At 45.6% G+C, this 21,813-nt stretch carries 20 protein-coding genes; 16 read left to right on the plus strand and 4 right to left on the minus strand.

Annotated features, from left to right (window positions below; all coding sequences use genetic code 11):
• Positions 1-75: 75 nt before the first annotated feature.
• The 6 genes from FGT79_RS12200 (at position 76) to FGT79_RS12225 (ending at position 7,291) form a co-directional block, all read left to right on the plus strand.
• Entirely contained in the window at positions 76-1,500 is a 1,425-nt protein-coding gene (locus FGT79_RS12200; protein WP_138753100.1) for an extracellular solute-binding protein, read from the plus strand.
• Positions 1,501-1,750: 250 nt separating this feature from the next.
• A complete protein-coding gene (locus tag FGT79_RS12205; RefSeq protein ID WP_246096394.1) occupies positions 1,751-2,515 on the plus strand; it encodes a carbohydrate ABC transporter permease in 765 nt (254 codons plus the stop codon).
• Between the two features lie 22 nt (positions 2,516-2,537).
• On the plus strand, positions 2,538-3,863 hold the full coding sequence (locus tag FGT79_RS12210) for a carbohydrate ABC transporter permease (protein WP_138753102.1): 1,326 nt from the start codon (positions 2,538-2,540) through the stop codon (positions 3,861-3,863).
• 25 nt (positions 3,864-3,888) lie between these two features.
• Positions 3,889-4,947, plus strand: a complete 1,059-nt coding sequence (locus tag FGT79_RS12215) for a Gfo/Idh/MocA family protein (protein WP_138753103.1) — start codon at positions 3,889-3,891, stop codon at positions 4,945-4,947.
• Positions 4,944-5,825 carry a sugar phosphate isomerase/epimerase family protein gene (locus FGT79_RS12220; RefSeq protein ID WP_138753104.1) on the plus strand — a complete coding sequence of 294 codons (882 nt, stop codon included), beginning with the start codon at positions 4,944-4,946 and terminating at the stop codon, positions 5,823-5,825. Before FGT79_RS12215 ends, FGT79_RS12220 begins: the two co-directional genes overlap by 4 nt.
• A 620-nt stretch (positions 5,826-6,445) precedes the next feature.
• The gene (locus FGT79_RS12225) at positions 6,446-7,291 is read left to right on the plus strand and encodes a copper amine oxidase N-terminal domain-containing protein (RefSeq protein ID WP_138753105.1); all 846 of its coding nucleotides are present in this window, start codon (positions 6,446-6,448) and stop codon (positions 7,289-7,291) included.
• Between the two features lie 54 nt (positions 7,292-7,345).
• On the opposite strand, the gene FGT79_RS12230 is transcribed toward FGT79_RS12225, so the two are convergent.
• Positions 7,346-7,984: a transmembrane-type terpene cyclase gene (locus FGT79_RS12230; RefSeq protein ID WP_138753106.1), complete on the minus strand. Its 639-nt coding sequence runs from the start codon at positions 7,982-7,984 to the stop codon at positions 7,346-7,348.
• A 266-nt stretch (positions 7,985-8,250) separates the two neighbouring features.
• On the opposite strand from FGT79_RS12230, the gene FGT79_RS12235 reads away from it, so the two are divergent.
• Positions 8,251-9,201 carry an ABC transporter substrate-binding protein gene (locus FGT79_RS12235; protein WP_138753107.1) on the plus strand — a complete coding sequence of 317 codons (951 nt, stop codon included), beginning with the start codon at positions 8,251-8,253 and terminating at the stop codon, positions 9,199-9,201.
• Between the two features lie 97 nt (positions 9,202-9,298).
• Positions 9,299-11,020, plus strand: a complete 1,722-nt coding sequence (locus tag FGT79_RS12240) for an AraC family transcriptional regulator (RefSeq protein WP_138753108.1) — start codon at positions 9,299-9,301, stop codon at positions 11,018-11,020.
• A gap of 56 nt (positions 11,021-11,076) precedes the next feature.
• Here the strand turns inward: FGT79_RS12240 and FGT79_RS12245 are convergent, their stop codons facing one another.
• Positions 11,077-11,658, minus strand: a complete 582-nt coding sequence (locus FGT79_RS12245; protein WP_138753109.1) for an NAD(P)H-dependent oxidoreductase — start codon at positions 11,656-11,658, stop codon at positions 11,077-11,079.
• A 173-nt stretch (positions 11,659-11,831) separates the two neighbouring features.
• On the opposite strand from FGT79_RS12245, the gene FGT79_RS12250 reads away from it, so the two are divergent.
• Positions 11,832-12,857: an AraC family transcriptional regulator gene (locus FGT79_RS12250; protein WP_138753110.1), complete on the plus strand. Its 1,026-nt coding sequence runs from the start codon at positions 11,832-11,834 to the stop codon at positions 12,855-12,857.
• Between the two features lie 21 nt (positions 12,858-12,878).
• On the plus strand, positions 12,879-13,493 hold the full coding sequence (gene cysC, locus FGT79_RS12255) for an adenylyl-sulfate kinase (RefSeq protein WP_138753111.1): 615 nt from the start codon (positions 12,879-12,881) through the stop codon (positions 13,491-13,493).
• On the opposite strand, the gene FGT79_RS12260 is transcribed toward cysC, so the two are convergent.
• On the minus strand, positions 13,490-14,074 hold the full coding sequence (locus FGT79_RS12260) for a TetR/AcrR family transcriptional regulator (RefSeq protein WP_138753112.1): 585 nt from the start codon (positions 14,072-14,074) through the stop codon (positions 13,490-13,492). The two genes, cysC and FGT79_RS12260, sit on opposite strands and share 4 nt — an antisense overlap.
• Before the next feature lie 165 nt (positions 14,075-14,239).
• Here FGT79_RS12260 and FGT79_RS12265 point away from each other — a divergent pair, with 165 nt between their 5' ends.
• The 3 genes from FGT79_RS12265 (at position 14,240) to FGT79_RS12275 (ending at position 18,298) form a co-directional block, all read left to right on the plus strand.
• On the plus strand, positions 14,240-15,457 hold the full coding sequence (locus FGT79_RS12265) for an MFS transporter (RefSeq protein WP_425465014.1): 1,218 nt from the start codon (positions 14,240-14,242) through the stop codon (positions 15,455-15,457).
• Between the two features lie 348 nt (positions 15,458-15,805).
• Positions 15,806-17,644, plus strand: coding sequence for a UbiD family decarboxylase (locus FGT79_RS12270; RefSeq protein ID WP_138753113.1), 1,839 nt, complete (start codon positions 15,806-15,808; stop codon positions 17,642-17,644).
• A 96-nt stretch (positions 17,645-17,740) separates the two neighbouring features.
• The gene (locus FGT79_RS12275) at positions 17,741-18,298 is read left to right on the plus strand and encodes an eCIS core domain-containing protein (RefSeq protein ID WP_212758570.1); all 558 of its coding nucleotides are present in this window, start codon (positions 17,741-17,743) and stop codon (positions 18,296-18,298) included.
• Positions 18,299-18,401: 103 nt separating this feature from the next.
• On the opposite strand, the gene FGT79_RS12280 is transcribed toward FGT79_RS12275, so the two are convergent.
• Positions 18,402-19,412, minus strand: a complete 1,011-nt coding sequence (locus tag FGT79_RS12280) for an ABC transporter substrate-binding protein (protein WP_246096395.1) — start codon at positions 19,410-19,412, stop codon at positions 18,402-18,404.
• Between the two features lie 345 nt (positions 19,413-19,757).
• Between FGT79_RS12280 and FGT79_RS12285 the strand changes: the two genes are divergently transcribed.
• The 3 genes from FGT79_RS12285 (at position 19,758) to FGT79_RS12295 (ending at position 21,811) form a co-directional block, all read left to right on the plus strand.
• Positions 19,758-20,414 carry a hypothetical protein gene (locus FGT79_RS12285; RefSeq protein ID WP_138753114.1) on the plus strand — a complete coding sequence of 219 codons (657 nt, stop codon included), beginning with the start codon at positions 19,758-19,760 and terminating at the stop codon, positions 20,412-20,414.
• A 46-nt stretch (positions 20,415-20,460) separates the two neighbouring features.
• Positions 20,461-20,832: a hypothetical protein gene (locus FGT79_RS12290; RefSeq protein WP_138753115.1), complete on the plus strand. Its 372-nt coding sequence runs from the start codon at positions 20,461-20,463 to the stop codon at positions 20,830-20,832.
• Between the two features lie 199 nt (positions 20,833-21,031).
• On the plus strand, positions 21,032-21,811 hold the full coding sequence (locus FGT79_RS12295) for a squalene/phytoene synthase family protein (RefSeq protein WP_138753608.1): 780 nt from the start codon (positions 21,032-21,034) through the stop codon (positions 21,809-21,811).
• Positions 21,812-21,813 lie beyond the last annotated feature (2 nt).

A 21,813-nucleotide genomic window follows, 5' to 3' on the forward strand; every position in this document is an offset into this window, starting at 1 on the left:
GGTTAATATATTGATTTTTTCCCCTTCTGGAACCCCTTATGATAAGGAAGTACACAATACAGAGGAGGTAATGGGATGCACGGTAAACCAAGGGTTTTAACGAAACGATTTGGCATTATCATCGTGATGGCGATAATGCTTATTATGACGGCGTGTAGTCAAGGGGGCAATTCAAACGGAGGGACGGCAGCTCCGGAGCAGTCAGAAAAAGCAACGGAAAGCACCACAAATGAAAGCGCAGTCAAACAAGAAACGATAGAAATTACCGTCTGGGATAAAGCGAAGCCAGATGACATTTTAAAGCCAGTCTATGATGAAATTTTTGCGGAGTTTGAGGAGAAGTATCCTCATATTAAGGTAAAGCATGAGGTTCAGCCTGCAGGAAACAATGACCGGGAAGTATTCGTTACTTCGATGGCCGGCGGGAACGGTCCGGATGCCTACGCTTCGGCTTACTTTCCGATTATGAGCGATTGGGCAAAGCAGGGCTTTGCTCTAGATCTGACGTCCTTCTGGGAGACATATGCGGACAAAGACCAGTACCTCCCTTCGGCCATGGCAGCTGGAACGATTGATGGGAAAATCTATGGCATTCCGAATAATATGTACACCATGGGGCTCCTGTACAATAAGAAGCTATTTCAAGAAGCGGGACTGGATCCGAATAAAGCGCCTGCCAACTGGGATGAATTTGTTGATTATGCGAAAAAACTGACCATTCCGGACAAAAATCAATACGGTTACGCTTTGCTTGGCATGGATTGGGCAGATTGGTGGTTTGAGTATTATGTGTGGCAAGCTGGTGGGGATCTCACAACCAAGAATGAGGACGGTTCGGTCACACTAGACTTTAGCAAGCAGCCGGCTGTAACCGCGCTGCAATTCTATAAGGATCTAAAGTGGAAGCATAAGGTTGTTCAGAAAAATATCGTACAGGACATCGGGGATAATCAGAAGGACTTCTTCTTGGGACGTGTAGGAATGATCCTATCTGCCTCTGACTGGTTTGCGGGAGTTGTACAAGGTGGAATGGATCTGAACGATATCGGGTTTGCACCATATCCGGTTGGACCTGCCGGCGTTGCGCCTTCGCAAACAGGTGGACAATATTGGATTGTGAATCCGAAGGTGCCGAAAGAGAGGCAGGATGCGGCACTAACTTATGTGGCATTCAGAAATTCCAAAGAATCGCTTGAGAAAATGTTGAAGTTCCAGTCTGAAAATGGTATTCTGCCTAACCTGCTGTCCGTCCGCAAGGACGTTGATGCATCGCAGTTTTCAAGTAATGTGCCTGCAGATCTGGTGAGCAGCGTAACGAAAACAGCGGAAAACGTGCAACTGGAGTACTTTCTGAAGGAACGCCTGGGAAGCTATGTCGTGAAAGCGATCCAGAAAGTATTAACAGATGAGAATGCTGATCCGCTAACTGAACTGACGGCTGCAGAGAAATTGGCGCAGAAGGAAGTCGCTGATCCGTATAACAAGGAGATTAAGGAATAAAGAGTAAAGTCTCGAATATTTCCTCAGGAATTGTAACGGACAGACAGCTTATGCTACTCGTTCAACTATTTCCTGAGGAATTTATTTAACGGAGGTAATCAAGCTGGACATACCGTCGCAAACTAAGGCTTTGTTGCTTAAGCCGCCGCGTAAACGCCGCAAACTCAATTGGATAGCGATTTTTTTTCTAACGCCTGCCATAGTTGCTTTCTTAATGTTTAAGTATATTCCGTTGTTACGGGCCGTATATATGAGCTTTTTTGATTATAGTCTGATGAATCCTCCTGGCAACTTTTTAGGGCTGGGCAACTATGTATTGTTGTTTAAATCTTCTGTATTTTGGACGGCATTTGGCAACACACTTGCGTTCAGCGCGTTATATATCGGTCTGACCTTCTGGGTGCCGATCGTGCAAGCACTATTTCTAAATGAAATTCATCGTAACAATTCGCTATTCCGTGTTCTATATTTGCTTCCTGCAGCGGTTCCGGCTGTAGCTGGATTGGTGCTCTGGAAGTGGATATATAATCCCGATTACGGACTTCTAAACGAGTGGCTAGCCCTTGTTGGGCTTGGACCTTATAACTGGTTAAGCGATCCGGCAATTGCCAAGCTGGCGATTGTTATCCCGAGTATGTTGGGCGGCGGCATCAATGTGCTGATCTATTATTCAGCATTAAGAAGCATACCGGAAGAAACGGTTGAGGCGGCTAAAATTGATGGAGCGAATCCTTGGCAGCGTATCCTAAGCGTGATATTCCCAGGACTCCGATTCATCATTGGCATTCAATTCGTTGCATTTATTGCTGCTGTATTTCTATCGTTCGAACCCATGTACATTATGACCGGAGGCGGTCCTGTTGATAGCACGCGTGTACTGACGATGCTTGTATTTGATTATGCATTCCAATCTTATCGCTTTGGTCTAGCAGGTGCTATTTCTTTAATCATGTTTGTGTTAATAGCAGCCATCACTATGGTACAGCTGCGGTTATCTAAGGATCAGACCCAATAGGGGAGGAAAGGAGAGCTACAACATGAAATCCAATCGAATTCGCGAGAAAGGCGCAGGCAGTCTTAAGCTGGCAGCTTATATCATCACAATCCTATTTATTGCCGTCAGTTTGATTCCGATGGCCTGGATGCTCAGTTCGTCACTTAAAGATGGAAAGTCTATCTACTCTCTTCCACCCAAATGGATACCTTCTTTGCCGCAAGCTGTCTCCATAATCATTGATTATAGCGGAACGACTGCGACCGATGAGCAATTCTATGAGCGGGAGGCCGCCAAAGCGACGTGGTATACATGGAAGAAGTTCCAGAATGAAGCGATTGGCGAATTGAAAGTGATTGGGATGAAGGATGATCGCAAAATATTCGAGGCCACAACGCCTTCTTATCTATTCACGGCGGGAAGACCCGAAATCGTCCCTGCTCAGGTTTTTACCGATGAGATGATAAAGGTAAAGCTTCCGATCATTCGTGCGAAGGGTTATACCGAATTTAAGACTTATGCAGATGGTGTTGATTTGGACGGGGCAGAGACGCAGAACTTGCGTGAGGGTATTATGGCCGATCAAAACCTTAGCACACAACTTGGCGAGTATTTAGATACGGCTAATTTCATGCAAGGATCATTGCTCGCCGTGCATCAGGTGGGCAGCTGGGCACATTTTTTTGATAATTATAAGGTTATCTTTAAGACGAAGGGCCTTGATTCGGGAGTTGGCTTACAAACTTATATTGGCAACAGTATATTCGTTACGGTCGTGACAATTGTGCTTCATATATTGATTGGCGGTACTGCATCCTACGCTTTGTCCAGGCTTGTCAGCAAGAAATGGGGAGCAGGCTTGACGATGTTTTTTGTAGCTACGATTATGATTCCGGAATTTGCTGTGCTTGTCCCCTTGTACTTGACCATCGAACAGATGGGACTGGTAGATACGCTATGGGGAATCATCCTGCCGCATTCTGCATGGGGAATCGCAATCTTTTTATTCAAAGGCTTTTTCGACCAGTTGCCCGGTGAATTGCTGCAAGCTGCACGTATTGATGGGGCGTCAGAGTACCGCATTTATTTTACGATGGTTATTCCTTTGTCGATTCCTATTTTTACAACGATTGGCGTTATGTCGTTTATGGCGACATGGAATGAGTTTTTGTGGCCGCTCGTTGTGGGGCGCAAGGAAGAGGTTTGGACGCTAACCGTAGCCATAAACAGCTTTACGAGTAATCAATCGATGGGGCCGCATATTGTAATGTCAACACTTGCAATCGCAACGATTCCGCTGCTGCTTGTGTTCATCAGCTGTCAGAAGCTGATTGAACGTGGGGTGGCGTGGACAGGTGTTAAAGGATAGATCATGATTAAGGGAGTCAAGAGAAATGAAGAAGCTGAAAATCGCCGTAATTGGTGCGGGCTCGATATCCGATGAACACTTAAAGGCTTATCGAAACCACCCGGATGTAGAGATTTATGCCATTTGTGATATAAACGAGGAACGTGCAAGGCTCAAAGGTGCACAGTATGGTGCTTCTACCATCTATTCAAGCTATCAGGAGCTGCTCTTGGATAGGGAAGTCGATGCAGTCAGCGTGTGCACCTGGAATGTGTCACATGCTGAAATTAGTATTGCTGCGCTTGATGCCGGCAAGCATGTGCTTGTAGAGAAGCCGTTATGCAAAACGGTTGAGGAAGCTTTGCTCGTGCAGGAAGCGGTGAAGCGCAGCGGGAGGCTGCTGCAGGTTGGATTTGTACGCAGATATGATGCGAATGTGCAAATGTTAAGGTCGTTTCTAGATCAGGGTGAATTTGGCGAAATCTATTATGCGAAGGCTTCTTCTCTGCGTCGACTGGGCAATCCTGGCGGTTGGTTTGCTGATATTGAGCGCTCGGGCGGCGGACCGCTAATAGACATCGGAGTGCATATGATCGATCTTTGCTGGTATCTGATGGGCAAGCCTAAGGTGAAGTCTGTCAGCGGCAATACGTATCGAAAGCTCGGTAACCGCGCAGATATACAGCATCTATCGTTCTACAAAGCAGCAGACTGGGATCCGGAGACGAATACAGTCGAGGATTTGGCAAATGCCTTGATCCGTTTTGACAACGGTGCTTCAATGATGGTTGATGTCAGCTTCTCCCTTCATATCAAAGAGGATGAAAGATCGGTAAAGCTGTATGGAGACAAAGGCGGCTTCGAAATTGATCCTTCATTACTTATGGTAACGGAGAAACATCATACAATCCTGAATATCGTGCCGCAAGTGGATCATGCCAGTCTTGACGTTGATTCCGCATTTCAGAATGAAATCAATCATTTTATCGAATGTGTTCAGACTGGACAGCAGCCATTAAGTCCGGTGGAGGATGGAGTGGAGCTAATGAAAATTTTATGCGGAATTTATGAGTCAGCAGCGAAGGGCGTGGAAATTACCCTATGATTCATGTTCCTAACAAAATCGGAGTTATTGTGGACAGTTTTCGAGTTGGAGTGAAAGAGGGCTTGCTCAAGGCGAAAGAGGTCGGAGCCGATGGGGTACAAATCCATGCTGCTTCAGGAGATTTCGTTCCGGATAAGCTCACTTCTGCTGCTCGTCAGGAATGGAAAGCCTATATAGTTTCTCTAGGACTGGAAATCTCTGCGTTAGTTGGTGATTTGGGCGGGCACGGCTTCCAGGACAAACGGTCTAATACCGAGAAGATAGCTAAATCCAAGCAAATATTGGATCTGGCTGTGGAGCTCGGGGCAAGCGTTGTGACCACTCATATTGGAGTCGTGCCTGGCGATAAAAATAGTGAGATCTACGAAGCGATGCATTTGGCTTGTGCTGAGTTAAGTGCTTATGCCGAAAGTATGAATGCCTTTTTCGCTATTGAGACAGGACCTGAGACAGCAGCAACCTTAAAGGATTTCCTCGATGGGCTTGGTACTAAGGGCGTATCTGTCAATTATGATCCGGCTAATCTTGTTATGGTGACGGGGGATGATCCGGTTCAAGGCGTGTATACGCTGCGTGATTATATCGTTCATACCCATGCGAAGGATGGCGTGCGTCTGCGTGAGTCGGACCCGCGTCAAATTTACGGATCGCTGGGGTATGAGCCGTTAGATCATGAGAAGGTAGCAGAAGCTGCGGAATCAGGCGAATTTTTTCGTGAGGTTCCTCTTGGTGAAGGCAGCGTAGACTGGCCTAGCTATTTGCAGGCTCTGGTTGATATTGGATATAAGGGCTATTTAACAATTGAACGTGAGGTTGGCACGAATCCCGAAGCCGATATTATTAGAGCCGTGCAGTTTTTGAAAAAATTCAGGGTATAGTTCAGCTAGGCTCATAGCTATCTGAACGGCGAAAAGAGAGAGGCAGAAACGGCTTCTCTCTTTTTGCTTTCATCAAAAGGATTTGTTTTAGGAAGATAATCCGAAAAATCATAGCATTCCTGCAACTAATTACACTATTACTCGTCTAATAAATGGATAAATTGTTATCTGTTAACTGTGGTTGATGCTTTAATGAGGATTGGGGAGGGTAAATGAAAATACTATATCTACTAATTGGCGGGATTATTCATTCTCTTCTAGCACAGACGCTTCCATACGTCATTAAAATCGGTGCAGCATGTATCTACTTAATCGGCTGTTTGATCGGATATTATGACGGATCTGATAGTAGAGGGGAAGAAGGTGTAATCGTTATACTTCTCCCGCTTACACTGTTTGCAATCGCTATATTTCTAGCTATTTTAATCGTTAGCAATCAAGCGATATTCAGAAAAGTAGAGATGAGAAAATCAAGATACGTTATTTTTAGTGTAGCATCGTTTGTACTTTTCTTTAGTTTGAGTATGTTAGTATTTGATCCACCTAATCTTACTTAATGACGGAATTCTCGCTAGCGAGAGCAGCTGTCCAGCAAATGCAACCAAAAGGAGCGGTCTTTAATGAATAAAACATGGTTTGGTGTTTTTCTTGCATTCCTTTTATTTGTTTCTTCGTCAACTGCTTATGCAGCAGAAAATCAAATTAAAATTGACGGCGTTGCTATTGCCACCGATGTGAAGCCCGAGTTGAAAGATAATCGTATAATGGTACCATTGCGAGTGGTAAGTGAAAATTTAGGAGCTATCGTCGAATGGTCGAGTTCTGAGGTTATTCTTACTAAGAGTGATATGAAAGTAATATTAACACTAGACAGCAGTACTGCGGAGAACAACGGTGAAAGCGTACTGCTGGATGTAAAACCATACATGAAAAACAATCGCGTATTTGTTCCACTTCGTTTTATTGCTGAGACGTTTGAATGCAAGGTCAATTACAGCAAATTTGCAGTAACGGTCGATACTAAACCATTTTCTATAGATGGTGTTCAAGTTAAAGCTATGCAGCATGAATACCATATGACTATGGGTGGCGTAGTACAGCAATTGAATGGGAACGCATATAACGAATCCATGTATACTATTTTTGTCAAAAACAAAGGTGAAAGGATCGAAGCTCCTGCAAACTATTCATGGAATAGTCATACCGAAACTGGAACCTACTATAAATATGGGCAATATGATTTTTTAGATCATAAAGGCAACCAATTATCAAGTTTTGATATTTATACATTAACAAATTTAAGCGCAACTAAACCTATATCAGAGAGCCCAGAGGTTTTAATTCACGATGCTATCGCAGATGAATGGTATTTGTTTAGTGAAACGGCAAAAGAATCCATTAATCAGCTGTTTTCTAATGCCGCTAAGAATGGTTTTTTGACGATTATAAGCAATACAGTTGTGTAAGGAGACTTTGCTTATTGCACTAGTTTGCACAAAACGTTTGCAACCTTACAACGGTTAGCCCGCTATTGCCGGCCTAAGAACCGTTTTAATGGAGCCTCTATACATTAGTGCAATATAAACGATATCAAGAACAAAGATTAGTACGTACATAATCATTAACAGCACCGATTGCGGCTGTAGGAAATAGCAGACAATCGAGGCGCAGAGGGTACCTATCATTTTGAAATATGCAATAGACAGAGACTGGCCTTGATGGCCTTTGGCCAGCAGCATTTGGATAAAGAGAACGGACATCATGAGATTAATACCGAATGCAGAGTAAATAGCCATGTGGTCATGAAATTCAACGGCCATGCCGTAATGGAGCAGGAAGGCTATAATAAGCAAAGCGAATACGCCAGCACGAACCGTGCTTTTGGCATAGGAGGTTCTGGAATAGTAGAGGAACTGAAACAAGATAATGCAGTCTAGTAGAAACCAGATAAGCGTTACGATTTGTTGCAGCGGATGAAACGGCATGATGAAAGTAAGCAGAAATTCCCATGTGATGTTAGCGCAGATACAAGCCAGCGGCATGCCGCAGAACTGATCCTTGAACCCTCTATAAATAACGAGAACATAAGTTATCGTCCAGAAGAAAGCAACACCGAACAGCAGAATATAGTTGAAGATAGCTGGCAATTGATGCTCCATTGGGTGGATAGCACATCCTTTTTGAATAGATTGGTTAGGACAAACGAGGATTTAGCTTGTCTATGTATATGAAGCAAGCAGGTCAGCTAGACCAGTGGTGAGTCGTGAACCAACTGCGTGCGCATCACAGAACGATTTGTCAGCACCGTCAATCATAAGATAATGTTTTGTACAAAAGGTTTGTCTATTTTTATCCATTGTTTTGCTTCTCCCAATCGTATATATTGATAACTGTTCTCAATATATACGAAAAAGGGGTCTTATTTATGTACAACAAACCTACTAAGCTTGTTCTTATCATCTTCGTACTGCTAATGGTCAGCGTTCTAGCTGCTTGCGGTTCGAATGTGAAGGATGAAGCCGCTGAGCCGAATACGAATCAACCAGCAACACGCCTGTATAAGGATTTCAGCGGGCATGAGGTGACAATCCCGACAGAGCCGAAAAAAATCATTTTGCTTGGCGATATCCCCGGCGATTTGTTGGCTCTTGGCATCAAGCCTGCAGGTAATGATTGGCTCGGAGAGCCTTATGTGTATAAGAGTGAACTGGATGGAGTAGTAGACATTGGCTATCCGCATAACATGGAGAAGGTCATTGAGATAGAACCGGATCTAATCGTACAAGCGGGATATGGTGGACCTGATGATGAGAAGATATATGAAGAAATGTCCAAGATAGCACCTACTGTCATCTATAATAGAGATGCCGTTACGTATGACCGTATTCGGGAGCTTGCAGATATCGTTGGCAAGAAGCAGGTTGCAGAGGATTGGATTACAAGCTATGAGAGCAAAGCGAAGGCAACTTGGGAAAAAATAGGCTTGAAGGATGGCGAAACGGCAAGTGTATATTTAAGCTTAGCTGGCGACTTCTATGTCATGGGCCACTTCAGTTTAACGATGTCCTTGTATCAGCCTGAAGGCTTCAAAGCAAGTGATAAGATACAAGCATTAATTGACAAAAAAGAGCCTTTCTCCCTGATTTCAAGAGAAGTACTTCCTGACTTTGCAGGAGATCATGTGTTTCTACTTAGCTTGCCTGGAACAGAAGACGAGAAAGCAGCGACGGAGCTTATTAACAGCCCGCTTTGGAAAGCACTTCCTGCTGTGAAAAATGGACATGCATATTCAGCAAGTATCGCTTGGAATGCGAGCGATCCGATAACGATGGAGCGCTTCTTGGATGAACTTCCTAAGATCATGGGAATAGAATAAATGAATGAAAGACAAGTGATTTCAACAAAACAGTTGAATCACTTGTCTTTTTTGTATAAGATATTGATAACAATTCTCAATTAGGGGCAGTTATCCTATGCAGCTTTATCCATTCCATATGTCGTTACCACTGATGTTTTCTCTGGCAGACATTCGTTCTCTCCTATGCCCGAAGCAGGAGAGCTTGAAAGTCAGGTGTGACAAGCATGTCATTGTTGCTTTCGCATCGGGGGAGGGTATGTATGAAATCTCACACACCAAATGGAAGTTGGAAGCGGGCTTATGCATGCTGCTTCCTCCTGGAAGTGAGATCGAATGGCATGCGGGTATGACAGAGATACAAGGTTTTGTTCTATCATTTGACGTATTCAGGTGGGGAGGCAATGCGCCGCTTCCGCTTGTTAATATGCAGTGGCCTTATTATAAGCCGATTCTTGTAGCTCCCTTCACCCGATTCCTCGACCCGATGAATCGGATTCGACTATATACGGAGGTAGCAAGCGATGCTGAACGGATGCGTCAGACAATCCTGCTGCAAGAGCTAATATGCATTCTGCTGGAGATCAACGAGCAGTCCGTGAAGCTAGCCTCGGTTGAAGAAGAGGAAAGGCTGCGTATTACAATTCGTTATTTGAATAATCATTATCTGGAACCTATAACGGTTGAGCAGCTAGCTCGAATGGCAGGGATGAAACGATCGAAATACAGCGCAGCATTCCAGTCGTCGATAGGAAGAAAACCATTGGAATACTTGAATGACCTGCGTATTGAGCAAGCTATAAAGCTGCTTGAAGGCAATGAGCAGCCGCTTAGGGAGATCGCACGGCAGGTCGGCTACAACGATGAATATTATTTCAACAGACGATTTACGAAACGAATCGGAATCCCGCCAGGCATGTATGCCAGGCTGAGCAGAACGCCGGCTGAGGAGCTCGTTTCACCGTATCGGACGGTGGTGCCCTCATCTAGCGCATTGCGGATCGTCGTTACCGGTTATGCGCTTGGAGAGCTGCTGACGCTTGGTATTACGCCAGTTGGTGCAGAGCTTACTGTAATGGGCAGTCAGGTCGTATTCAGTGACCTTCTTCATGGTGTAGTCGATGTTGGCTTATTGGGTGATCCGGCATTAATTAAGGAGCTGCGTCCCGATTTGATTATATTGGGCTCAAAGCTTCACCGTGACCATACACAGCTCAGCTTAATTGCCCCAACAACAATTGTTGACAGCTCGTTGCAGCTCACTGAGCGGTTGATTGCAGTGGCGGATATGTTGGGCAGGCGCGAGGCTGCGGTAGAATGGATCTCGGATTATGAGAGACGTTGGGAGGAGATGTGGGCGAATGTAGCAGGGGAAATCAAACCGGAAGAAACAGCATCCGTCCTGCTTCTGCATATGGGGCAGCTCTATATGATGGGAAAGTCGGGATTTGCCGCAACTCTTTACCATCCGGATGGCTTCAAGCCTTCGAACACGGCTTTAGAGCTGCACAGATACGGGGAGGATTTCCGCCAGATTACGGCTGACGCACTCGCAGATTTAGACGGTGACCGACTGTTTCTGCTAGTTGATCCCGAGAAGGCAAGCAACCAGAATACGGTTTTGCTGATGAACCATCCGAAATGGCGTTCATTGGATGCCGTGAAGGAAGGACGATTCCATATGGCGGACAGCTCTTGGAATTACGATGATTCGATTACAAGGGATCGTTTGTTAACTGTCTTGCCTCACATCATGCGGGCTCGTACTGAGCTTCACACGAATGAGTCTGGTATTGTCATTGAGACGAGAGGGACTATCTCTATGCAGCATGCCTTATAGCTATCCGCAGACAGACTGCCCACTCCTAAGGGCAGTCTGTTTGTTTCATACAATGATTAATTGTGTTTTGAACCAAGGTGCTCCACTTTACGCAGCCATTTGGTCCGCATCTCAGCGGTTGCTGGTTTGACTGGGCCGATTTCCGTAACACGAACAGGCGAAATGCCGCAGAACTGTAAAATATTCTTTTTCATCACATTAAGGCCTGCTCGTCTGTACACCAGCCTGTTGTACCAGGACGGGGTATCAGATGTAACGATGAGATGGGCCGATTTTCCTTTTAACAGCTTATCCCATAGGCTGGAGTTCTCACGGTACTTGAAAGCGAAGCCAGGCAGGAATACACGGTCGATAAAGCCTTTCAGAATTGCCGGCATCGCTCCCCACCAGGTTGGATATACGAACACAAGATGATTAGCCCAAACGATCAGCTTCTGAGCCTCTAGAAGATCGGGCTCCAGCTCGGTTCTTTGACGATAGCCATGCTTCAGATTCAATTCAAAATCTAAATGGCATAGATCAATCATGCGTACCTCGGCACTGTTCTCGGATGCTCCTTTCATATAAGACTTGCTCAAAGCAGAGCAGAAACTTTGTTGATCAGGATGTCCGTTAATGATGACAATTTTTGATTTCATATTCATTTTCTCCTTTGTGATAGGTCGATTTCTTCAATGAACACTGTCCATTATCCTTGTTTCCGATATAATAGATGGGTGCAAGTCTGCTATTAGCATAGAACGTTTCAACACATAAATGAATGATCAACGGCGCAGATCTATTGTTGAATTGCGCAAAGGAGGAATAGCGTTTGAAGAACGACGGAGTTGCCGTTACGATGGTATATCCGATTATGAAATCCATTGTTCACAAAGGTTATCATACTGAAGCGTTTTGCCAATATGCCTCATTTGATGCAAGGCTGTTGCAGGATGTGGAGGGTCGTATTGCAGGCGAGGAGTTGGAGCGGTTAATGATAGCCGCAGCCGATTTCACAGGGGATGACTATTTCGGCTTGCATCAAGGCGCGATGACAGAGTTCGTGGATTTGGGCATTCTTGGATACGTCATGATGCATTCCAAGACGATTGCTGAGTCGCTTGCTGCGTATCAACGATACAATGTCATTCTATGCAGCGGCTTTAACCTGGAATGGGAGGTACAGGGGAGCGAAGTCGTGATCCGGATGTATCTTCAGCATCCAGGACAGATGTCGCGGCATTGCGTAGAGGATATGGCTAGCTCGCTATATCGGTTAATTGGCAGGCTCGGCAATCGGCATATCGAATTACTTGGCATACAATTTGCACATGACGCTCCTCCTGATCTTTCACCTTATTTGACCGTCTTTGGCCAAACGCCAAGCTTTGGCTGCGATAACAACTGTTTGCGCATCAGCAGGGACATATTGGATTATTCCGTCTTATATTCTGATGCGAAGCTGCTTAGCGTGTTTGCGGCCATTGCTGAGGAGACGCGGGGAGAATTGACCGAGGCTACTGTTTTGTCCGAGCGAGTTGTGCAGTGGATGAAGAAGTCTATGCCTGCGTTTTTTCCATCTCTGCAGCAGACGGCAGTATCTTTCGGAACGAGCACAAGAACGCTTCAGAATAAACTGAAGGAAGAGAAAACGACCTTTAATGATTTATCCGTTCTCGTTCGCAAGGAATTGGCAATCGGCTATTTGAGGAAGTGGGAGTACTCGGTTGGGGAAATTGCGTATGCTTTGCATTTCTCGGAGCCTAGCGCGTTCCAAAGTGCTTTCAAGAAATGGACGGGATTAACACCAAGTCAATATCGAGCGAATATGAAGCAACAGCATGCGAGCAAGCAGTAAGGAAAGGGGCTGTCTGACAACATGGGTAATCATGAGACAAACATAACTTGGCAGCAAAGTGTGATCAGTCCCGAGAATCGGATGGCATTAAATGGACATCGAGGCGGCGTCATTTGGCTGACGGGCTTATCCGGATCAGGCAAAACGACCATTGCAAATGAGCTTGAAAGACGTTTATTTCATGAGCAAATACATACGTTCACACTGGATGGTGACAATCTGCGCCATGGATTGAATAGCGATCTAGGCTTCACACAGGCAGACCGTGCAGAAAACGTACGCAGGCTTGGCGAGGTCGCGAAGCTGTTTGTGGATGCGGGCTTGATCGTTATTGTGGCCGCCATATCACCATTTCGGATAGACAGGGAAAAGGTCAGGGCTATGTTCTCTCACGGCCTCTTTACTGAAGTATTTCTTGCTTGTTCACTCGAGGTATGCGAGCAGAGGGATCCGAAGGGGCTTTATAAGAGAGCAAGAGCAGCCGAACTATTAGAGTTCACAGGCATCTCATCCCCCTACGAAGAGCCTCTTCATCCGGAGCTGACGATTCGAACAGATGAGCTTAGCATCGAGGCGGCTGCCGATTTAATTTGGGAAGCGGTTGTCACTTGGCCAAACACGCCGCTTGCACGTTAATGGAGCGGTGCAAGCATCACAGCAATAGCGTTGCTGACAAATGATGAATCGGGGCGTGATTTTAGAAATACGGTCAGCCCAATTAATGCAATAACAAGCGATTGTGCAACGGCTTGCGCATTAGTTGCTGCACCCAGCTCCCCGCTGCGTATGCCTCGTTCAATCGTTTCTTGAAAGATGGCTGCCAAATAGAGCTGGTGCTCTCTTGTTAAGATTTCGAATCTTAAATGGTGAGGCGCAAGCTCAACCATCGTATTCAGGCAGAAACAGCCTCTGTTCATTCCTGATTTATTCTTATTTGCTGCTGCCATACTTTCAAAATAACTGCGAAACGCTTCCTTGACGGAGGCGTTTTTTTGCAATTGAGCCCTTGCAGCAGAAGCGTGAATATGCGTATATCTGCGCAGCGCAGCCTCGAACAGCGCTTCTTTATTGCCGAACGTAGAGTAAATACTTGCCTTCTGAACACCCATTGCGGTCGTTAAATCAATCAAGGAGGTAGCCTCATAACCTTTCTCCCAAAATAATTGCATGGCGGCTTCCAACGCTTTATGCTCGTCAAATTCACGGAGTCGAACCATGTAATCACCTTCTTTCTATACCGATCGGTTTTTTATAATTTTATTATTATTGACCGTCATTTGTCAATTTGTTTGACATACATCTGATTGGAACGTATATTAATCATCATCAATAAATACCGAATGGTATGTAATGATTATTATAACTATAAAGGAGTGCAGGCATTGAATTATTCAAGAGTGGAGCAGAGCCATAAAGCTGAGCAGGTTACGGAGCAGAAGCAGGTGCTGTCCAAACTCCTTACGTTGATATTTGCGATCGCCAGCGGGCTTGCTGTATCCACTATCTACTTTGCACAGCCATTACTGGAAACAATCGCCGATGAATTCAATCTCGCACATTCATCGATGGGAATGATTATAACGATTACGCAGGTTTGTTACGCTGTAGGCTTGTTTCTACTCGTGCCGCTTGGCGATTTGCTCAATCGACGCCAATTGGCAATCGGCATGATGCTGCTGTCTATGTTTGGTTTATTGACGGTAGCGCTGGCTCAGAGCAGTCTCATGATGCTGGCGGGAATGGCTATGACTGGATTGTTCGCAGTAGTCGTTCAAGTATTTGTGGCGTATGCTGCCGTTCTGGCATCTCCTTCAGAGCGAGGACGAGTACTTGGAATGGTGACTAGCGGAATCGTACTCGGTATACTGCTGGCGCGGACCTTCGCTGGTATATTAACTGATCTGGCAGGGTGGCGATCTGTCTATGGGGTAGCTGCAGGAAGCATGCTGTTAGCTGCTTTCATCTTGTTCCGCTTGCTGCCTCGAAATCATGTGCACGCAGGTGCGAGGCTGTCCTATCTTAAACTACTGCAATCGGTGATTCAACTATTCATCGAGGTGCGTGTGCTTCGAATCCGAGCGGTACTGGCTTTTCTAATATTTATGGCCTTTAGCGTCCTATGGACTTCGCTCGTTCTTCCCCTCAGTGCTCCGCCGTACGAACTGTCACATACATTAATCGGCGCATTTGGCCTTACAGGTGTCGCAGGCGCTTTAGCAGCAGCACGGGCTGGCCGCTGGGCGGACAGCGGCTTTGGTCAGCGTACGACAGGTATTTCGTTGAGTATACTATTCGGATCATGGCTGCCAATCGCTTTTACTGAGCGTTCCCTATGGGCTCTAATCGTTGGCGTCATCGCTTTGGACTTTGCTGTTCAGGCTGTGCATGTGACGAGTCAGAGTATGATTCTCAGTGTTCGCCCTGAATCACGCAGCCGACTAACAGCAGGGTATATGATTTTCTATTCGGCTGGCAGCGCCACCGGCTCAATAGCCGCGACTGCTCTTTATGCGCATGGAGGCTGGATTGCTGTTTGTTTGCTTGGATCTTCGATAAGCGGATTTGCTCTGCTTTTCTGGTTTTTCACGAAGAAGTTTTAGGATGAATCACTAGTATAAGCGAGTCACGTCCTTCAGGCGTGGTTTTCTGCGTTATTGGTAGCCTGCTGATTTTATATTATAATACCTAGTAGTACGTTTCTACATGAGTTTGACTGAAGAAACGACAAAGAAGGCCAGAGTGTGAATGGTTATGGAGAAGCGAAGCGTTCGCCTTTGTTCTCCGGATTTCAACATGAAACCATTAGGATAAAGAAATCTGGAAACAACAGCGATCGGAAGAACCAATCCCACGTCGGACTCCAGTCGAAAATCTTAATTTGAACTTATATCGAATGAGGCAGAGCAATCGTTATCAACCACATACTTATCATAGATTGGAGCTAGATCATGATTTATCGGAATTTAGAGGAATGTGTTTTTGATTTGGAGAAAAACGGACATTTGATTCGAGTACATGAAGAGGTTGACCCGCATCTGGAGATGGCGGCTATCCATATGAAGGTTTTTGAGGCGGCGGGACCGGCATTATTGTTCGAAAAGGTTAAAGGCTCAAAATATCGTGCCCTATCGAACTTGTTCGGCACGGTCGAGCGCAGTAAATTTATTTTCCGCGATACGTGGGAATCGGTACAGGACGTAATCGCGCTGCGCAACGATCCGATGAAAGCGATGAAAAATCCGTTCAAGCATGTAGGGGCGGGCTGGGCTGCCAAAAACGCGCTGCCGCTCAAGAAATCAGGTGAGCTTCCTGCCTCGATGCAGGAAATAAAAATTGAAGATCTTCCACTGATTAAACATTGGCAGGGAGATGGCGGGGCATTCGTTACGCTGCCGCAGGTATACTCCGAGGATCCGAATCAACCGGGCATTATGAATTCTAATTTGGGTATGTATCGTATCCAGCTGGATGGGAACGACTACGAGCTTAATAAGGAAGTAGGCGTCCATTACCAAATCCATCGTGGAATTGGCATTCATCAGGACAGGGCAAATAAGCTAGGCGCTCCGCTCAAAGTGAGCATCTTTATTGGCGGACCTCCAGCGCATACGCTGTCTGCGGTTATGCCTTTGCCGGAAGGTCTCAGCGAGCTTACCTTTGCTGGTTTGCTGTCAGGTCGGCGCTTCCGTTACAGCTACATCGACGGATTCTGCGTGAGTCATGATGCTGATTTCGTTATTACAGGTGAAATTCATCCTGGCGAGACAAAGCCGGAGGGGCCCTTTGGCGACCATTTGGGCTATTACAGTCTCACTCATCCGTTTCCAGTCATGCGGGTGCACAAGGTGTATGCAAGGCAGAATGCCATTTATCCATTTACAGTTGTCGGCCGTCCCCCGCAGGAGGATACTGCATTCGGAGCGCTGATCCACGAGCTGACGGGGAGCGCGATCAAGCAGGAGATTCCGGGTGTGAAAGAGGTTCATGCCGTCGATGCCGCAGGCGTTCACCCGCTGCTGTTCGCCATCGGCAGCGAGCGTTATACACCGTATCAGAAGGTGAAGCAGCCAGCAGAAATTCTTACAATTGCTAACCGCATATTAGGAACGGGCCAGCTTAGCTTGGCGAAATTTCTGTTCATTGCGGCCGAAGAGAGCGAGAAGCTGGATACGCATCATATCGAAGCTTTCTTGGGTTATATATTGGAGCGAATCGACCTTCGTCGTGATATTCACTTCCAGACCAATACAACGATCGATACGCTTGATTATTCAGGTACGGGATTAAATACCGGGAGCAAAGTAATATTCGCTGCGGTGGGTGATCGTGTTAGAGCTTTGTGCCAAGCCGTTCCTTATGCTTTAAAGAGCTTGCCTGGATTCGGCACTGCTGCCTTAATCATGCCGGGCATCGTTGCACTCCAAGGTTCAAGCTTTAAAAGCTACGAAGAAGCGCAGCAGGAAATGCAAGCTTTAAGCGATGCTATTGCAGGGCAGGGGCCGCTTGTTGATTGCCCGATGATCATTGTGTGCGATGACAGCGCCTTTATGAGCGAGACGACCAACAATTTTTTATGGGCCGCGTTTACGCGAAGCAACCCGTCTCATGATATCTACGGCGTCAATAGCTCATATGCTTACAAGCACTGGGCATGTGACAATGTCATTATGGACGCCCGTATTAAACCACATCAAGCGCCTCCGCTCATTCCCGATCAGGCGGTACAAGAAGGGATCAAGCGACTGTTCGTGAAGGGTGCCAGCTTGGCTGGTATTCTGAATTCTTAAGCTGTCTACAGCACTTTATCATTTTCCATTCTCGTATCCCGTTTGATGTGATACTATGAAGCTAATAGTTTAATTACGAGAGAGCGGGTGCTTGTCGTGGGATCACAACGAGTAGATAAAGCGGCATCAAGCCTTACAGGTGCAGATAAGTCATCTCCTAGCAACGCAGCAGTAACCATGTCTGCTGAAGCTTCTCATGCGAAGTCCTCTGCTGGCTTGCAACCGTCTGCACTGCTGCAGCTGCAGAGCAAGATTGGTAATCGTGGTGTAACCCAACTGGTGAAAGCGCAAGCGGGCATAGGTACTGCGGCTCCGATTCAGAGGGTAGACAACCGAACCGGCATGCCAGATCAGCTGAAGTCCGGGGTTGAGAATCTCTCTGGACATTCCATGGATGATGTCAAAGTCCATTACAATTCCTCGAAGCCGTCACAGGTCGATGCGCTTGCTTACGCTCAAGGATCGGATATCCATATTGGACCAGGGCAAGAGAAGCATCTTCCACACGAAGCGTGGCATGTAGCTCAGCAGAAGCAAGGAAGAGTACAGCCGACGGTACAGATGAAGGGCGCTGCCATTAACGATGATGCGGCGTTAGAGCATGAAGCTGATCGGATGGGAGCGAAAGCTCTATCTATGGATAAGCAGCATTAATGCTTATCTATTGACACAATTGAGAGAGTTGGTTCTCACATAGAAAGTAGAAAGAAGCGCCGCATGGAGTTTGAATAACTCCAGCGGCGCTTCTTTTGTACGTTTATTTCGCGGAAAGCAAGCTTTCCGTAATGAATTTGAACTGAGCTTCGAACGTAATCGGATCGTTAAACGTGTCGGCGTCTGCTTTCAACTGGAATACGTTTCCTGCTTTTACTGCAGGAAGGGCTTTCCAGATGGCGTTGTCATATACGATGTTCGGGTCACTGTTATCACCTGACCATGGAGAAGTGAAAATAATGTCCCCAGAAAACTCTGGAAGCTTCTCTAGTGAAATGGATGCCCAGCCGGTTCCGCTATCAATGGTTTCTTTCTGTGCTTCAGGTGGTGCTTTTAATCCGAACTCACCATAAATGATGTCGCCTCCACGGCCGTAGTTATGACCGAATACATAAACGCCTTTCTCATAAGGATTCAGGATCGAAATGGTTTTGTCACCAACAGCAGCTTGAATCTCAGGCTTAATGTCGCTAATTTTTTTCTCCCATTGCTGAACCCAAGCCTGCGCTTCCGTTTCTTTTCCTGTTAACTTACCGAACTCCAGCATTTGTTCCTTGTAATTTCTCTTGCCATAATCAAAAGCGACAACAGGTGCGATCTCTTGTAGCTTATCAACACCCTCTATGCCGTTAAACACGATAATCAGGTCAGGGTTTAGTGAAAGAATTTGTTCAGGAGTAGGTGCCTCCCCTAAGCTTTCAACGCCGTCCAGCATTCCTTCAAAGTATGGATTGTCCATTGCACTTTGCAGAATACCAACAGGCTTTGCTCCCAGCTCTAAAAAGTAACCGCTATAAAAAGCAGTTGTGTCGACAATTCGTTTCGGATTTTTGGGTACTGTTATATCACCGTTGTCTGCTTTGAACGTAACGGTCTCACCTTCACTTGCTGCTGGATCTGCTTCAGCTACCTCCGAAGGGGCTGGAGAGGATCCGTTCTCAGCTGTTTGATTTGCTTGCTCGCTGTTATCCGCTGCTTGTCCACAAGCTCCCAATAGCAAGGTAAGCATGATTGAGAAGACGAGTAACGGGTAAAATGTTTTAGACTTTTTCAATGGATTTCCACTCCTGTATTTTTGATATTGATAATCGTTATCAATATAACATGAGTTTATTAGCTTGGCAATTGTTTTTGTACTGTAGTGAAAATAAATGAATCTATACGTGTAAAAGCTCTTTTTAGGAGCGATTCAGACAAGCCTCACAGCAGGTGAATGGGTTTACATATTTGCCCACAAATGGTATGTTGATTGGAAGTTATGAGCTTGCGGGAGCACAGATAGATAAGTTCAACTAAAGCAAAGACTCAGAAGAACCACTCACACGGCGGACTCCAGCCGATAAACAATAGTTGAACTCTTATAGCTCGAATTAATCTATACCTGCGAGGTGCATAAGCAATGATGATTCATAAGCGTAAAACATGCGGACTTGCCGTAATGCTTCTATTTATAGCACTGTTGATGTCGGGCTGTACTCAGCTGTTGGAAAGTGAAACTACGAATACTAATTCAAATAAAGAGCCAGCAGAAATCACACTGAAGCCTATTGACCTATTCAAGGGTGCCGGAGCAAAATTTCAGCCTTTCCTAGGCAGCATGTCAGGGGCATTCGAGCTGCATTATGAAGGAAAGAAACCAAATGCAAGATTGGATATTGATTTATGGGAAAACGGAAAGAAAGTTTCATCTTACGGCTCTATTGGCGATTTGTTTTTCAGTTCGGAAGATGACAAGAGTCAAAAAGTAGAAATCATCATAGCCATGGATCCCACTACTTCTAATGAAGACGAGGACCCATTTACGATTACTAAAGTCGCTTCCATACATGGAGCATCAACAAGTCTTGTAACGTTTACCATCCCACGAGACAAGAAACTGACTGCAAGCGGATTAGTGAACTATCAAGAGCCAGTATCATTCATGGCCGATGAAGATGAACATGTATGGGGGCTGCAAGCTACGAGCAGCGGCATGATGCGCATGGCAGATTTCTCGCCGGATTCACTAGCAGGTTTGGAATGGGCAATCATCTTTACTTTACGTTTTGAGAAATAGTTTCTATTGTAATGGATGGTATGTGTAAAACGAGGAGGAACTAACTTTGAAAAAAAGGTTGTCCTATTCATTCGTTGTGCTGACGGTTATTCTGATCGTTACAGGCTGCAGCGGCAAAGGGCCGTTTGAGAATGTTCTCACGGATGCAAAAGAAGTGATTGTGAAGGGCGAACAGATTGATCAGAAATTAACGGATGCTGATGAAATTGCTCGATTAGTTGATATTTTGGAGGAAAGCAAAGCGATTGACCCGCCTGACATAGCAAAGGGTATCAAACCGGAAGTAGCAAAAGAAACAGTTATGCTGGCATTTCCGAAAGCAGCCTTTTTCTATATTGGCGATGGCTATATATATGAGGGCAGTAATGGACAATATTATTCGGTATCCAAAAATATTGAGAAATATACGATTGAATAGTATTAAAGGCCCAAGGCGAAACATGCCGGGCCTTTTTTTGCATTTCAGACCATTATGCGATACAAATCATCGCGTAATGGGTAGTATATTGCAGTAACGGTGCACATCTAAATACATGTATGGTATGATATAACTAACGATTAAAACAGGCCAAAAGCAAAGCTGCCATAATGAAGGAGTTTTTATTTTGAATGATGCGATGATCATGTTGAAAAAAACGAGTAGAACGTTTTACATCCCCATCAGCCGATTGAAAGCAAGCTTGAAAGATGCCGTCGCATCCGCCTATCTGTGCATGAGGGCTATTGATGAAATCGAAGATCATGAGACGTTATCCGATGATTTGAAAGTCGAACTGCTCCAGGGCATTCATGAAGCGTTTGAATCCTCGGATGTGATTAACGAATCGCAGAAGGTGCTTGCGCCATACGGTGATGTACTAGCAGATGTCACGATGCGGATTCATGAATGGGCTCAGCTTTGCCCGCCAACCGTCAATGAAGTTGTTTATCGCCATATTGCCAAGATGTCCAAGCAAATGTCGGAGTGGGTTCATGTAAGCTGGATTATTAAAACAGAAGAAGATTTGGACAACTATACTTACAGCGTAGCGGGTATGGTCGGCGAGATGCTCTCGGAAATTTGGCTCTGGTTCGATGGTACGAAGACGGATCAGCACAAAGCAGTCGCGTTCGGTAGAGGGCTGCAAGCTGTTAACATTTTACGTAATCGAACAGAGGATCTGGAGCGAGGCGTAGATTTCTACCCGGATGGCTGGGGCTCGAAGGAAATGATCAAATACACGCGTCGCAATTTAAAAATGGCTGATTCCTATATTGCTGACTTAAAGGGCGGACCTGCTCTGGATTTCTGCAAAATCCCACTTACGCTCGCACACGCAACGGTTAATTTAATCGCTGCAGGCGGTAACAAGCTTACGCGGGATGCTGTAATGAAGCTTGTCGGCAGCATCAATTAAAA

This window comes from Paenibacillus sinopodophylli, from assembly GCF_005930355.1.
Taxonomy (GTDB): Bacteria; Bacillota; Bacilli; order Paenibacillales; family Paenibacillaceae; genus Pristimantibacillus; species Pristimantibacillus sinopodophylli.